The 13,821-nt window shown below is 65.0% G+C and carries 10 protein-coding genes and 3 tRNA genes; 6 read left to right on the top strand and 7 right to left on the bottom strand.

Annotation, left to right across the window (positions count from 1 at the left end):
* Window positions 1-177: 177 nt before the first annotated feature.
* Window positions 178-252, top strand: a tRNA-Glu gene (locus NTW26_05025).
* Between the two features lie 54 nt (window positions 253-306).
* On the opposite strand, the gene NTW26_05020 is transcribed toward NTW26_05025, so the two are convergent.
* Window positions 307-1,083 carry a FecR family protein gene (locus NTW26_05020; GenBank protein MCX7021628.1) on the bottom strand — a complete coding sequence of 259 codons (777 nt, stop codon included), beginning with the start codon at window positions 1,081-1,083 and terminating at the stop codon, window positions 307-309.
* Window positions 1,084-1,274: 191 nt separating this feature from the next.
* On the opposite strand from NTW26_05020, the gene NTW26_05015 reads away from it, so the two are divergent.
* Together NTW26_05015 and NTW26_05010 are read left to right on the top strand one after the other, a co-directional pair.
* The gene (locus tag NTW26_05015) at window positions 1,275-2,684 is read left to right on the top strand and encodes an undecaprenyl-phosphate glucose phosphotransferase (GenBank protein ID MCX7021627.1); all 1,410 of its coding nucleotides are present in this window, start codon (window positions 1,275-1,277) and stop codon (window positions 2,682-2,684) included.
* 525 nt (window positions 2,685-3,209) lie between these two features.
* Window positions 3,210-4,250, top strand: a complete 1,041-nt coding sequence (locus tag NTW26_05010; protein MCX7021626.1) for a hypothetical protein — start codon at window positions 3,210-3,212, stop codon at window positions 4,248-4,250.
* A gap of 464 nt (window positions 4,251-4,714) precedes the next feature.
* Here the strand turns inward: NTW26_05010 and NTW26_05005 are convergent, their stop codons facing one another.
* On the bottom strand, window positions 4,715-5,482 hold the full coding sequence (locus tag NTW26_05005; GenBank protein ID MCX7021625.1) for a hypothetical protein: 768 nt from the start codon (window positions 5,480-5,482) through the stop codon (window positions 4,715-4,717).
* 155 nt (window positions 5,483-5,637) lie between these two features.
* Here NTW26_05005 and NTW26_05000 point away from each other — a divergent pair.
* Window positions 5,638-5,712: transfer RNA gene (locus NTW26_05000), tRNA-Gly, on the top strand.
* Window positions 5,713-6,109: 397 nt separating this feature from the next.
* Here the strand turns inward: NTW26_05000 and NTW26_04995 are convergent.
* The 5 genes from NTW26_04995 to pilM form a co-directional block, all read right to left on the bottom strand.
* The gene (locus tag NTW26_04995; GenBank protein ID MCX7021624.1) at window positions 6,110-7,300 is read right to left on the bottom strand and encodes a T9SS type A sorting domain-containing protein; all 1,191 of its coding nucleotides are present in this window, start codon (window positions 7,298-7,300) and stop codon (window positions 6,110-6,112) included.
* Window positions 7,297-8,487, bottom strand: coding sequence for a hypothetical protein (locus tag NTW26_04990; GenBank protein ID MCX7021623.1), 1,191 nt, complete (start codon window positions 8,485-8,487; stop codon window positions 7,297-7,299). Before NTW26_04990 ends, NTW26_04995 begins: the two co-directional genes overlap by 4 nt.
* Window positions 8,488-8,953: 466 nt before the next feature.
* Window positions 8,954-9,889 (bottom strand): type 4a pilus biogenesis protein PilO, encoded by a 936-nt coding sequence (pilO, locus tag NTW26_04985; GenBank protein ID MCX7021622.1) that lies wholly within the window; start codon window positions 9,887-9,889, stop codon window positions 8,954-8,956.
* 289 nt (window positions 9,890-10,178) lie between these two features.
* Complete coding sequence (locus NTW26_04980) at window positions 10,179-10,838, bottom strand: PilN domain-containing protein (GenBank protein MCX7021621.1); 660 nt, start codon at window positions 10,836-10,838, stop codon at window positions 10,179-10,181.
* A gap of 4 nt (window positions 10,839-10,842) precedes the next feature.
* The gene (pilM, locus tag NTW26_04975; protein MCX7021620.1) at window positions 10,843-11,754 is read right to left on the bottom strand and encodes a type IV pilus assembly protein PilM; all 912 of its coding nucleotides are present in this window, start codon (window positions 11,752-11,754) and stop codon (window positions 10,843-10,845) included.
* Window positions 11,755-12,154: 400 nt separating this feature from the next.
* Between pilM and NTW26_04970 the strand changes: the two genes are divergently transcribed.
* Both NTW26_04970 and NTW26_04965 read left to right on the top strand, forming a co-directional pair.
* Window positions 12,155-12,232 (top strand) — tRNA-Ile (locus tag NTW26_04970).
* Between the two features lie 94 nt (window positions 12,233-12,326).
* Window positions 12,327-13,565: a hypothetical protein gene (locus NTW26_04965; GenBank protein MCX7021619.1), complete on the top strand. Its 1,239-nt coding sequence runs from the start codon at window positions 12,327-12,329 to the stop codon at window positions 13,563-13,565.
* Window positions 13,566-13,821 lie beyond the last annotated feature (256 nt).

The following is a 13,821-nucleotide window of genomic DNA, read 5'->3' as shown; positions in this document are numbered from 1 at the left end:
GGCGGTTGCTTAAAATCTAAAATAAAATCCCCCCGCGACTCTGCCCCCCCTCAGGGGGGTTGGGGGGAAAGGGTGTCGAAAATAAACAAAGCCCCGCACTCGGCGGTTGCTTAAAATCTAAAATAAATTCCCCCCGCGACTCTGCCCCCCCAAGATGGGGGGGGTGGGGGGGTTGAGGGCCCCATCGTCTAGTGGTTAGGACACCGCCCTTTCACGGCGGTAACACGAGTTCGATCCTCGTTGGGGTCACCAAAAAAGAAGGGAGAGCCGAGCGGCCCTCCCTTTTAAGTATCTCTCGGAACGCGGTTACCTGCCGTTGGCCGCGTCGCGCTCGTGGTTCCACTGGACCCAGTCGGTCTGCTCGAGGGGGTCTTCGGCGGAGAAGGCGCCCTTGGCGACTATCTTGCCGTCGGGGCCGATGACTATCTGCTGCATGCCGGAGATGAGCTGGAGCCGCCACTCCTCCTCGGAGACCTCGTGGGGGCCGGCGACCTCGTGGGGTCCGACCACCTCTTGGCGCCCCTCGCCCCCGCCGCCGACGCTCTCGGTCTCCCAGAATCCGGGGCCGAGGATGGCCATCATGGGGTCCCAGAGCTCCACGGCGCCCGAGTACACCCGGAGCATGGTGGTGCCGTCGTCGGAGACGTTGACCCGGTAGATGGTGCCGCGGCAGGCGGTGCCCATGATGTCCGAGGTGATGACGAAGGAGTCGTCCTCGCCCAGGCCCTGCACGGCGGCCCAGATATCGCCTTCCTCCACCTGGAACAGGGTGTCGTTGTAGCCCTCGCGGCTTTCCTCGAAGAGCTTGACCACATCTATGGTCGTGCGCGGGGCCAGGCGGACGATGCTGGATTCGTTCAGGGTGAGCTCGGCGCGGGACTCAACGTAGGTCCGGACCTGGTAGCCCTTGGAGACCCTGGAGTTCAGGAGGGCCTGTTCCCACTCCTCGAGCTCGGCCTGCTTCTTGACGACGTCGCCGTCCACGTAGGTGAAGACCGCCTCGGACTCGGTGTCCTGGGCGTAGAGGACGCCCGCGGCGAGGCCGACTGCGGCTAATCCCACAAGACTCATCCAGCGGCGCATGGGGACCTCCCGGTCGGGATCAAGGCGCGCGGGGCCTTGAAATCCGGGGTTCAGCGTTTTTTTGAAAGTTAGGTAAGTATAGCGTAAATCGGCCCCCGTTTCCAGGGGTGTCGGCGCCCGACGGGGTTGAGGTTGCCAAGGGGGGGCACCTGTGCTAACCTTTAAGCCGTAAGTCTCCTCGGGAGGCCATTTTGCTCCACCGCTACGACCGCGTCACCGCCGCCCTGCTGGTCGCCGGCGACCTGGTCCTCTCCTTCGCCGCCGTGGCGCTGGCCTACCAGCTCCGCTTCGGCTGGAAGGTGGGTGGCGGCGTCATCGGCCTTCCGGACCACATCCCCAGCTTCTTCGCCTACCTCCCCTTCGCGTTGACGGTGGTCGTTTCCACGGTGGCGGTTTTCGCGGCCAGCGGCCTTTACACCCGCCGCCGCCTCCACGGCCGATACGGCGAGTTCTTCGCCATCGTCCGCAACGTCACCCTCGTCCTTTTCATCGCCTACGGGGTGAAGTTCATCATCCAGACCGAGTCTTTGTCGCGGTGGCTGATGACCTTCTTCTGGGCGATAGACATAGTGCTGGTCGGCCTCTTCCGGAGCGTCGTCCGGCGGGTGGGGGAGCGCGTCCGCCGGCGCGGGGTGGACCTCCGCCGGGTGCTCGTGGTCGGCGCCGGGCCCCTGGGGCAGAAGGTGGCCGATAAGCTGAAGGCCCACTCCGAGTACGGCTACGAGCTGGTGGGTTTTCTGGGCGAGTCCGAGGAGCCCGTCTCGAACCTCCTGGGCGGCTACGACGATCTGGCCAGAATCCTCGCCGAGGTGCGCCCCGACGAGGTCTTCATCGCCGTCCCCGCCGAGGACCGCCACCGCCTGTTCGAGTTTTTCGATACCTGCGAGCACGAGGGGATAAACGCCTCGGTGGTGCCGGACCTGATGGAGGTGCTCATCGGGCGCTCCATCAATCAGGCCCAGATCGAGGACATGGACGGCATCCCCCTGATCGGGGTGCGGCAGGTGCCGCTTCTGTCACTGTGGAGCCGCTTGTTGAAGCGGACCTTCGACCTTGTTTTCTCCATCCTCTTCGTGCTCGCGTTCTCGTGGCTTTACCTTTTAGCGGCCTTCCTGGTCCTCGTCTCCAGCCCGGGCCCGATCATCTTCAAGCAGCGCCGGGTGGGGCTGAACCTCTCCGAGTTCACCTTCCTGAAGTTCCGCACCATGCGCGTGCAGAGCGAGCGGGAGTCGGACACGGTGTGGACGGAAAAAAACGACCCGCGGGTCACCCCCATCGGCCGCTTCCTGCGCCGGTTCTCGCTGGACGAGCTGCCCCAGTTTTTCAACGTCATCCGGGGCGATATGTCCATCGTGGGCCCGCGGGCCGAGCGGCCGCACTTCGTAGATGAATTCAAGGAGAAGGTGCCGCGCTTTTTGGTCCGGCACCAGGTCAAGTCCGGCATCACCGGCTGGGCGCAGATAAACGGCCGCTACGAGACCTCCATCGAGGACAAGGTCGAGTTCGACATCTACTACATCGAGAACTGGTCGCTGGCCTTCGACATGCGGATAATCCTGGAGACCCTCTGGCGCGTGATTACGGGCCGGGGGGCGTATTGAGCGGAGGGCGAGCCGTGATGCGTGGATTGGCGCTGGTGCTTCTAATCCCCCTGGTCGCCTCGGCGGCGCTGCCGGCGGCCACGGTGCCCCTGGACCACTGGGCCTACGGGGTGGCCGATCAGCTCATCGAACGCGGGCTCTGGCCGGGGGGCCACGTCTCGGAGCGCCCGTGGGACCGGGCCTACTTCGCCGCTTGCGCGGGGAAGCTCACGGAGGACCTCGAGCGGGGGGACGTCTGGCTGCCCGTCTCGATCCGGGGCCTTCTGGAGCGCCTCGTGGAGGAGTTCGAGCCCGAGGTGGAGCTTTGGCGCCGGGTGCGCGGACCGGCCGACGAGCTCGACCGGGAGCGCCTGCGGGACGACGTTTCCCTGGAGGCGGGCGCCCGGCTGGTTGCCGACACCGCCTATCATTCCGGCTCCCTGATCGTCCCCGAGGAGGCGGTTCTCCCGGAAAGCTTCACCGCGCCGGATTCCGGAGAGGGGTACCGCGCCCGCGGGTATCTCCTCCTGGGCGCGGGGTACGGCGATGAGGTGGCGCTCTACGCCCGGGGCGAGGTGGACACCGACGGCGGTCCAGTTCGATCTCGGCTACCTGCGCTGGACCCCGACGGAGTGGTTCAGCCTCTCGGCGGGCCGCGAGCCCTTGCAGTGGGGCTACAGCCTGGGTGGCTCTACCCTCTTTTCGGGGATGGGACCGGCCCTGGACGGCTTCCGTTACGCCTTCGACTTCTGGAACCTCAAGTTCAGCTACTTCCACGCCGGGCTCGACTCACTCGTCCAGGGCGGGGTGAGCTACAATCGCTTCCTGGTGGGCCACCGCCTGAGCTGGCAGATAGTACCCGAGGTGGAGGTGGGTCTGGGCGAGGCCACGGTTTACGGCGGCGAGGGGCGGTCTTTCAGCCTGGCGTACCTGAACCCCCTGACGCTGCACTACCTCGAGCAGTTCTCCGGGGCGGCCGAAAACGACAACCCCTTCTGGCTCGTGGATTTCGACGCCCGGCCGGTCGTGGGCGTCCGGCTCTGGGGCCAGTTCATGGTGGACGACTTCCAGTACGAGAACGATAAGGAGCCGCCGGAGATAGCTTTCCTGGCCGGCGCGAGCTGGGCCGACCCCCTCGGGCTGGTCGGTTTCTCGCTCGGCGTGGAGTACGTGCGCGTCTGGAACTGGGTGTACAACGTCGTTCCCCCCTACGACCGGCTCCTCTTCCTGGGCCGGCCCCTGGGCTTCCCCCGGGGCAACGACACCGACCGCTGGTCGGTCCAAGCCACCGCGAGCTTCGGGCCCGATTTTTCCCTAAGCCTCCGTGCGACCCTGGACCGGCACGGAGAGGGGCGCATCGAGGACGACTGGTCCGCCAAGGGCTTCACCGAGGAGACCTTCCCCTCCGGCGTCGTCGAGTCGTCGCGGGATTACCGGCTCGACTTCGCCTGGCACCCGTCGCGGAACCTCGCCACGACCTTCACCGTCGGGTACGGGGACGCGGACAACCTGGATAATGTGGAGGGCGCGGCCATGAACGATTTCTACGCCGGCGTCCGGGCGGATTACCTCTTCGAGCTGCGTTAGACCCCACCGTTAAAACCCCTCTCCCCGTGGGAGCGGCGCGCCGACGGGTCAGGGGTGAGGGCTGCCATATTCTCCCTCCCCCCTTTAGGGGGAGGGTGGGGGAGAGGGGTTCCTTAAATCCCCTCTCCCCTCCAGGGAGAGGCGCGCCTACGGGCTAGGGTGAGGGTCGAGGGTGGGAGCGTAGAAGCGGCGGGGACTAAAGTCCCCGCCCTACATTTGAGCGGGCGACGGGTACGGACCACCCGCCCCTGCATCATCGCAGCATGGAGTGAGGGCTGCAGCGGCCCCCTCTCCCTTTCAGGGAGCGGCTTGCCGACGGGTTAGGGTGAGGGTCGGGGTTGGGAGCGTGTAAGCGGCGGGGAAAGGATTTGCTACGCATAGCTCGCTTCGCTCGGTTCCCCGCCCTACGGGAATTGAACGAAAAAGGGCGCCCCGAGGGACGCCCTTTACCACGAAAAAGCGAGCTACTCGGGGACGGCCACGTTGGTGTCCGTGAGCGTCCAGCGGTTGGTCGGCACCATCTGGCCGTACTGGTTGGTGTACTCCTGGATGCCGACATAGCCGAACTCCGGCACGAAGTAGAAATCCTTCTGGTAATCGTAGTGGTCCCACTCGTCGGGATCCACGCCGTCAATCTCGAAGATGATGTCGCCGGTAATCTCGATCACATAGGCGGTGAGCGTGCTGCCGTTGTAATCGAACTCGTCCGTATCCACCACATTGGCCGTCAGCTCGAAGCCCAGCTCATCGGCCACGATGTCGCTGATGCCGAAGAGTTCGGGATAGTTGAAGCCGGTGATGGACCAGGAATCCCAGCTGTCATCCACATCCAGGCCGTCCGATTGCCAGTTCAGCAGCATCCAGGGATTATCATCCCAGAAGTAGATCAATTCACGAGAGCCGGCATCGTAAATCTCGATGCCCTCATAGATCAGGCTGTCCTCTTCGTTGTCCTCGAAGGTGACATCAGTGTAGGTGTCGTCCGGATCTGCCGCTTCGTGAATCCGCAGCCGCTGCTGGCCGTTGGCCAGAATGTAATCGGGATCATCGATGAAGGTCCAGGTCTCCGTCCGCGCATCGTCCCCGGTGACCTCGTAGGTCCAGTAGTTGTCCATGTCGTTGGGGTAGAAGGCCTGTGTGTCTATCCCGCCGCCGCCGCCGTCCGTGCTGGTGGTGCAGCCGCCGAGAACCATGGCCAGGCCCGCAATCAACACTAAAAGAAACTGCCGCATCTTTCCTCCTTATTCGCTTGTGGATGAGTGGTGATAACCACGCCCGCGCTAAAAACGACAATTGGAAAAGTATAGCACGTTCCGGGTTCTTTTCCAACACGCGCCCCAAACCTTGACACCCGCCCCCCTCTGTGATAAATTCCCTTACTGCCGATGCGGGAATAGCTCAGTGGTAGAGCATCGCCTTGCCAAGGCTAGGGTCGCGAGTTCAAGTCTCGTTTCCCGCTCCACGGGCCCAAGTGGGCCCGCTTTTTTAGGCCCTGAAAAGAGTGCTTGAACAGGACCGGCACCTCTCCACCCGTCTTCGATCCCCGGCCTAAGTGGGCCCGCTTTTTTTGGTGAAAAAAGAGCTTTGTGGCTGTGAGTAAAAGCGGCGGGGACTGAAGTCCCCACCCTACACTATCGCAATCGGCAGGCACAGGCCGGGGTGGGGGCTGCCGCTACCCCCTCTCCCTTTTAGGGAGAGGGTGGGGGTGAGGGTCGAGGCCGGGAACGTGAAAATGGCGGCCCGCAAAGGACTCGTCCTACGGGGCCGCCCTACATCATCGCAACCAGGATGAGGGCTACCGAAAAACACGGCGGGGATTGAAGTCCCCGCCCTACATTTAACGGCCGATGGTTATTTATTTACCGCGCAATCACCAGCCGCCGGACCGCCGCGCCGCCCTCCGTCGCGGCCTGGATGAGATACACCCCCGAGGGCAGGCCGCCGGCCCACACCGAGAGCTCGCTCCGGCCCGCGGCCATGTACCCGTCGTAAATCGTGTCCACCCGCCGGCCGGAGAGGTCGTAGAGCGCCACCTCGATATTCCCGGGCTCGACGAGCTCCACGTTGAACGAGGCGGAGTCCCGCGCCGGGCAGGGCCAGGGGGCGGAGAGGGTCATCCGCGGCGGGATCGAGGGTTCCGGTTCCCCGCCGCCGAAGAGCTCCTTCCACTTCAGACGCGCCGCCAACACATTCGCAATCATGTCCTGCATGTCCTCGCCCGCCACCAGCGCCACGGCGTAATCCTGGGTCTCGCCCGGCGCCAGGTCGTAGAGCTGGTAGCCCAACAGGATCCGCCAGTCGTTGGTCCCCGGCAGCTCCTGGAACCGGCCCACCTGGGACAGCATGCCGTAGAAATACTGCTGGGGGTCCCTTTCGTACTGATCGTCTATCGTCCAGCCGTGGAAGCTGCCGGTCGGCACGCCGCCCAGCGTCACGGCGCCGAAGTAGAGCTCATTGGCCCCCCCGCTCGTATCGTTGCACATGTAGGCGAACTGGCGGACCGAGTCGTAAGCCGCCAGATCATCGGGCCCATCACCCCCGATGTCTATGTCCATGAAAAGGCCCATGGCCGCGTCATGGAGGGTCTCGCCGCCCGTGTTGCGGATGGTCCACAGGATGTAGATGAAGTCGTCGTTCGGCGAATCGCGGAAGCCGAAGCTCTGCTGGCGCGCCTGCAAGCCCTCCGTGGTCAAGTACACGAGGTAGTTCTCCTCGCCGTAGCGCGGGGGCACGTCGCCCCAGGGGACCACTGTCGGCCAGTCGTCGTCGCCGTAGAAGGGCGTCTCCGGGCTCCAGTCGGGATAGGCGACGAAACCGTCCGCGGTGCCGACACCGAAATAACCGGTATACAGGAGGTCCGCCCCGTCGTCGAAGGGCCAGGTCGCGCTGTCAATCCAGGTATCAGCCAGGGTCAGGTACAGGGCGTTGATCACGTGCGTTACCGTATCCGGTTGGGGCGGAGGGGGATTTTCGGGCTCGATCGCCCCGAACGACGAGTACGCGAAGACCGGCAGGATCAGCGCGAGCGCGAGGAAAACCGTTTTTTTCATCGAACCCCACCCCCCTGGAGCGCCACCACGGGCGGCGTTTCGTTGCCGGAAAGGCCCACCGGCCGGTAGGCGACCATGCCGTTTCCCTCTCTCTCGCCCCAGGACAGGCAGACGGTGAAGTCGTCGGCGACGGCCAGGTGGTAAACCTCGTCCACTTCCCAGTCGAAGGGTACCCGTTTAATCTGCCGCCCCGCGGAGTCTATGACCAGGAACTCCTGGTCGAATCCCGATACGAGGTAGACGAACCCGTCCGGCGCCACCGCCGCGTCCGAGGGGAAGCGGAAGTCCGCCGGGAGGTCGGGGGCCGAGATGCGCCAGACCAGCGCCCCGCTGACCGCGTCGAAGGCCAGGAGCGACTCCTCCATCATGTCCACCACGTAGAGGGTCCCGCCGGGGCTCACGTCCAGGCCGAAGGGGTCGGTCATCCCCGAGCCCTCGTAGCCCGGCTCGCCGATGGAACGCAGGTGGTTCCCCTGGGTGTCCAGAACGTCCACCACGCCGGTATCAACGTTTATCGTGAAGAGCTCGCCCGAGTAGAAGCCCAGCTCCTTGTATTCCGTCTCCAGGAAGCCGATAGACTCTACCCACTCCAGATCCATCGTCCACACGCGCAGCATCGCCGATTGAAGAGGGATGCCCATCGTGTAGATGTTGTCCGTGCCCACGGCGGAGAACCCCCAGCACGTCTGGTCGGATTGAAGTTCATGCTCGCCGTCGGTGCTTATCCGGCAGAGGTAAGCCACGTCAAAGGGTCGTTCGGTGCAGTAGAAGACGCCTTCCCCTTCGGTGGGCAACCAGTAGTTTTCCGTCGAGGTCCACGCCCATTCGAAGTCGTAGTAGGGCGTGGCCCAGGCGGCATCCGAGGGGTCGGACTCCTCGCCGCCCGTGAGGGCGGTGATTTGGTACTCGTAGTAGGTTCCGTTCACGGCCGAGGCGTCGGTGTATTCGGTGTCGGCGCCATCGCGCTCGACGAGCTGCTCGAAGTCCCCCCCGGCCTCGGAACGGTACACCCGGTAGTGCTCCGGCTCGCCCGAGGTCGGCGCCCGCCAGGCGAGGTCCACCCGGGAGTCGAGGCCGCTCACGGCGGCGAGGCCGTGGGGCACGTCCGGCGCCGTCTGCGGCCCGGTGGTCTCGCAGGCCAGGGTCAACGCGAGGGCGGTGAACAAGAGTAAAACCCTTCCGCGCATGCTCATACCTCCTTTCAGTTCATCCATTAAAAATTGAAACAGAGCTACCCGATAGGAGAATAAAACCTCCGGGAGTTAAAGTCAAAAAAAACACCCGATTATTTAACCCGCCGAGGGGTTCTCCCCGCGACGGCCGGGCGGGTTTTCTCCGCCGTGGAATAGCGGACAAGGGGTTTTAACCCCAACGATATAAGACAAGGGGTTTTGCTGGGGCATAGCTCGGTTCGCCAGAGGCGTAGCTCGCTTCGCTCGGTTCGCTCGGTTTAACCCCTTGTGCATATAAGCAAGGGGCTGAAGCCCCTTGTCTTGACTCGGAGCCGGTCAACGCCCCCTAGTTGCGGGTTGACGGTGCAAAACTTGGGGTGCGGGCCTCGGTGTACGACGGCCGTCATCCCCCCCGCGCCCGTCGTGAATAAAAAAACGCCGAATAAATCGGCGCGGCTCTCGGGGACTGCCGTCGGGAATATCAGTAGACGGGTATCGGCGTCTGGGTGACCTTGAGCGTCCGGCGGCCGTAGCCCGGCGAGCTGATGACCAGCTCCTCGGGGGTGATTTGAACCACCTTGCCCCCGGCGATGGCGTCGCCGACCTTCAGGGAGAAGCCGAATCCGGCGGCGTCCTCCACCAGCGCCGCGGGCACTCCGTCCACGGTCATCATCCCGCGGTAGTAGAGGTTGGCCATGTTGGCCATCTCCGCCGTGGGCTGGGCGCCGGGCTGGGGGCCGGGGACGAGGAAGGGGTCGCGCTTGCCCCGGGGGTCGTAGGTGTGGGGCTCGATTAGCTCCACCACACCCCCGCTCGTTATCTCGGTGACGACGGGCGCCGCCGCCCCCTCGGCCAGGGGGCTCGAAAAAACGGACAGTACCACGCTCCCGCGCAGCGTCCGCCCCTCGGCGGGCGAGGCCACCCCCACCAGGGCCAGCTCGCTCAGGCTCACCTGGGGCAGGTTGCGGGACAGGTTGGCCACGAATTTACCGAACTCGTGGTAGCCGGTGATGTAGGCCACCTCGTAGGTGCGGATGGTCAGGTTGTTCTCGGTGCGCGGCTCGGCCTTGATGTCGAAGGCGTCGAAGGAGGAGTCTATGCCCGCGCTCTGGGCGGCCTGGGTCACGCGGCGGATGAGCTCCGCCTCGTTGAGGCTGGGCGGCAGGCTCCGGCGCAGGTCATCAATCCGCCCCTCGTTGGCCTCGATCTCGGCCGCCAGCTCCCCGGCCCGGGTGGAATCGGCCAGCGCGGTCTGGAGCTCGGAGGAGAGGCGGGCGTTGCCCTCCCGGACCTTGTCCGCCTCCCGGTACTGACCCAGCACCCCGTAGTGGAAGACGAGGTAGGCCGCGAGGGCGGCGATGAGGTACACCAGCACCGCCTTCTGTACCACCGGGTCCTTGAATCTGCGCTTGCCCAATTAATCCCTCACTGACCACCGAACGGGGACACCGCGTGCGGATGTTTCGGGGGGAGCAGCCTGCCGCTCATTCCAGTCAGCAGATTCAAGCCTCTTGAAGGTCGTGCTCCGGACAACGGGGAGGGGGGAAGCATTTAGCCCCGCAGATTTCACAGAACTCCCTGAAAGGTCTTCTGTCCATGTAGCAATCGCCACATCTATTTGGGCAGTTACCGTTTGATAGCTTCCGACCGCAAGCCCTGCAAAATTCGCCTCTATACGACAATTTATCACCTCTCTTTTATGCGACTCAATCCAGCCTGGCGCTGAACTCGAACTGGAGCACTTTCATCCCGCCCAGGTCAACGCTCTTGGCGCCGAGCGGTTTCACCCCGGAGAGGTTGGGGCTTTTGAGTAGCTCATCGAGGATGGTAGCCATGGAGTGGTCGCTGTAGGTGTTGCCGCGGATGTCCACCGAGCCGCCGCGCTCGCGCACCTCGGTCAGCCAGACCTCCCGCTTGGGGACGGCGGCGTTCACGGCGTTCAAGAGGCCGATGTAGCGCTCCACCGCCCCGCCGGGCTCGGCCAGGCGCTGGAGGGCCATCACGTTGGCCGAGGTTTCGGCCCTTCGCGCTTCGAGGGACTCCAGGTCGGGCGCGGCCCCCTTGGCGTCGGTAATCTCCCCCTCCAGCCGGCCGTGCGCATCCCGTTCCTCGGTCAGCCCGCCACCGGCGAGGAAGCTCCAGACGACCATCCCCACGATGAGCACCCCGGCGACGACGAGGGAGACCCGGAAGGCGTTGAGCCCGGTCCGGCGGACGGGGTAGTATTCCTCGCGCCGCGTATCCAGCTCGTCGAACCCCACGCCCATGGTGGGGGCGAGCGGCTCGTTGGCGGCGGTCGGAGCCTGCGCCCCGGCGGCGGGCGCCGGAATCACGCGACGGTTGACCAAAAGGTTGATGCGGATCATCGCGTCACCGGTTGAGCTCGGGGTCGTCGCCCCGGATGGCCAGTCCGATTCCCACGGCGAGGTGCGGGGCCAGGGTAGCCAGGTCCTCGCGGTCCATCCCCGATTCGCCGAGATCAATCCGGGCCAGGGGGTCGAGAAGGCGCACGGGGATGGCCAGCGCGTCCTCGAAGGAGCTCTTAATCCGCGGCAGGACGCTGGAGCCGCCGGAGAGGACCACCGCGTCCGGCACCAGCTCGGGGTGCGTGCCGGCGAAGTGGGTCAGCGTCCGGCTTATCTCGTCCACCAGCTCCAGGGTGGTCTCGCCCACGACGGCGTCCACGGCGGCCGCGTCGGCGTCGGGCAGCTCGCCCCGCTTGGCCCTCTCGGCGTCGGCCACGGAGAGGGAGAGCACCCGCGCCAGCGCCTCGGTGTAGTTGTAACCGCCGAACGAAATGTCCCGGGTGAAGCGCGGCGAGCGCGCCGCCAGGACGTTCACGTTGGTCATCGAAGCCCCGACGTTCACCAGCGCCACCGTCCCCCGTGCGGCTTCCGGCTCGGCCAGCTCGAAGCAGTTGCCCAGCGCGAAGGAGTCCACGTCTATCGCCAGCGCCTCCAGCCCCGCCAGGCGCAGAATCATCAGGTGCCCTTCCAGCCGCTCCCGCTTGGCCGCCACCAGAAGCACCTCGGTGAAGTCCTCGCCGGTGGAAATCACGTGGTAGTCCAGGTTCAATTCGTCCAGGGACGGCAGGTACTGCTCCGCCTCCCAGGAGACCGACTGGGCCAGCTCGTCGGGGTCGGCGGTGGGGATGCGGATGGGCTTTACGATGACCGCCCGGCCGGAGATGCCGGAGATGACGCGCCGCTCGTCGAGGCCGAGCCGGGTGAAGCTCGAGCCGATGTCCAGGCCCAGGGAGAGGTTGGCGTAGGGCTCCGGCAAGGGGGCGGCTCCGGCGGAAGGGGCTGGCCTGCCAAGACGTTAAAAGCATACCACACCGCCCGCAGTGCGGCAAGGGGCTGGACGGACCGGGACTTTTCGCTCGGCTGGGGCATGACGACGGTTTTGCCGCCCCCGGGGATTATTCTTCGTTCGCGGCACGGTCGCACTCCGCACGCGACGGTTGACTCTACCGGGCTTTTTTTCGTAATCTCCCCCACTGAATGGTTCAGATGTGCGGACTTGATAAACCGTCCGCTCGCGGCGCGAACCGCCGTCAGTTACCCCCCCCCGTCGCGGAACAGGAGGCGGTACTACCGCCGGCGCCCGTTTTCCGGCGGCTCGCGGGCCTTGCCAACGCAACGGGTCTTTGCTAAAATTTACCTGCTCCCCGACGACAAGCGGGCCTATAGCTCAGTCCGGTTAGAGCGCACGCCTGATAAGCGTGAGGTCACTGGTTCGATCCCAGTTAGGCCCACCATTACCGCACCCTCGAGGGACGGAGTGCGACCGTCCCCTGGAGTAATCCGCTTTTTTCGAGCCCAGGACCGGACCCAACCGACCGGGAGGACGCGGTGGACGACGAATACAAGAAAAACCCGCCCTACACTGCCCTCATCGTCATCTCCATCATCCTGACGCTGGGGTTCATCGTCCTGGCCGTCTTCGGTGGTGGGCCCATCGTCTTTTTCGTAGGGCTCATGTTCGCCATCCTCGCCTTCATCTTTTGGGGCAAGCTGCCCCGACGCGAGGAACCCGCGAAATCGGCCGCCGGTCTGCGGACCGTGGGCGCCATCGCGGCCCTCGTCGTCGGCCTGGCCGCCATCGCCGACGGCTTACTCGCCTTCGTCGGCCTGGGTCTGGCGCTGGACATCGCCATCTTCGCCTTCACGCTTTTAGTGGCCTGGTTCCTCTTCCCGGGCCTGCGGGGAAGGGTTTCGCGCCCCGTGACCCTCATCGTCGGCATCCTCCTGGCCATGGCCACCCTCATGGGCCTGCTCGGGTACCTCATGCCGGAGAGCTTCATCTACGTGACTATCTTCTTCGGCGGGTGCGCCGTCATCGCCTTGGCGGCCAACCTGGTCTACAGCATGATGGGCAAGAGCGAGAAGGCGGCGACCATCGGCGGGTGGGTCATGGCCATCGTCATGACCGGCATCTTCGTCTTCATCTTCATCGGCGGCGGGATCGTCCAGCTCGCGGTCAACCTCGTGGTGGAGCAGAAGCTCGAGCCGAAGATAGTTTCCGTCGAGGGCGGGACGGCCGCGGAGACGTCGGCCTTGGACCTGAAGAGCTTCGGCGGAGATGAGGTCGTGCTGCGTCCCGGCGACACCGAAGCCGCGGTGGCCGACGCCGCGGGGATCGAGGTCGGCTACGACGTGCTCATCGGCTCGGTCACCGATTCGAGAGGAAATGTGTACCCCAGCCCCCACGCCGAGCGCGTGACGGTGACCGCCGTGGACACCGCGGCCAAAACCATCTTCTGGGACCCCAAACAGCCGCTGGTGAACTACCACCTGTCCGGGGAGTACGTCATCAAGTCGCGCCCAAACATCTTTGGCATCATCGGCATCATCATCACCCTGTTGCTTCTCTTCGCCGGCAAGGTGCGCCTCCCGGAGATTGTCCGCAACGTCTTCGGCTGGTTCCTGGGCTTCGCGTTCCTCCTGATCTTCGTCTACCTGGCGGTCATCCTGATCCTCGAGGGGAGCCAGTTCTCCATCATCCTTGGCATCGGCTCCCTGTTCGCGCCGGGCATTGCGATTTTCGCCTGGCTGCGCGACCGGGCGGCCGCCAAGAAGCTCAACCTCTGACGCCGGCCGGCGGGCCGCCGTGCGCCTGAATGTAGGGCGGGGACTTTTGTCCCCGCCGTTTTTTCCGCTCCCACCCTCGACCCTCACCCTAGCCCTCTCCCTGGGAGGGAGAGGGGACATGCGGCAGCCCTCACCGTTTGCGATGCCGTAGGGCGGGGAATCCTTTCCCCGCCGCTTCCACGTTCCCCACCTTGACCCTCACCCTAGCCCTCTCCCTGGGAGGGAGAGGGGACATGCGGCAGCCCTCACCGTTTGC

Source organism: bacterium, assembly GCA_026398675.1.
GTDB lineage: Bacteria > RBG-13-66-14 > RBG-13-66-14 > RBG-13-66-14 > RBG-13-66-14 > RBG-13-66-14.
Note: the sequence above shows the minus strand (reverse complement) of the source record. Positions and strands in the feature narration are given on the sequence as shown.

Excerpts from the sequence above, each read along its gene's own strand:
- NTW26_05020 (MCX7021628.1), bottom strand. The coding sequence starts at position 1,083 with ATGCGCCGCTGGATGAGTCTTGTGGGATTAGCCGCAGTCGGCCTCGCC.
- NTW26_04995 (MCX7021624.1), bottom strand. The coding sequence starts at position 7,300 with ATGAAAAAAACGGTTTTCCTCGCGCTCGCGCTGATCCTGCCGGTCTTC.
- NTW26_05010 (MCX7021626.1), top strand. The coding sequence starts at position 3,210 with ATGAGGTGGCGCTCTACGCCCGGGGCGAGGTGGACACCGACGGCGGTC.
- NTW26_05005 (MCX7021625.1), bottom strand. The coding sequence starts at position 5,482 with ATGCGGCAGTTTCTTTTAGTGTTGATTGCGGGCCTGGCCATGGTTCTC.
- NTW26_04990 (MCX7021623.1), bottom strand. The coding sequence starts at position 8,487 with ATGCGCGGAAGGGTTTTACTCTTGTTCACCGCCCTCGCGTTGACCCTG.
- NTW26_04980 (MCX7021621.1), bottom strand. The coding sequence starts at position 10,838 with ATGATCCGCATCAACCTTTTGGTCAACCGTCGCGTGATTCCGGCGCCC.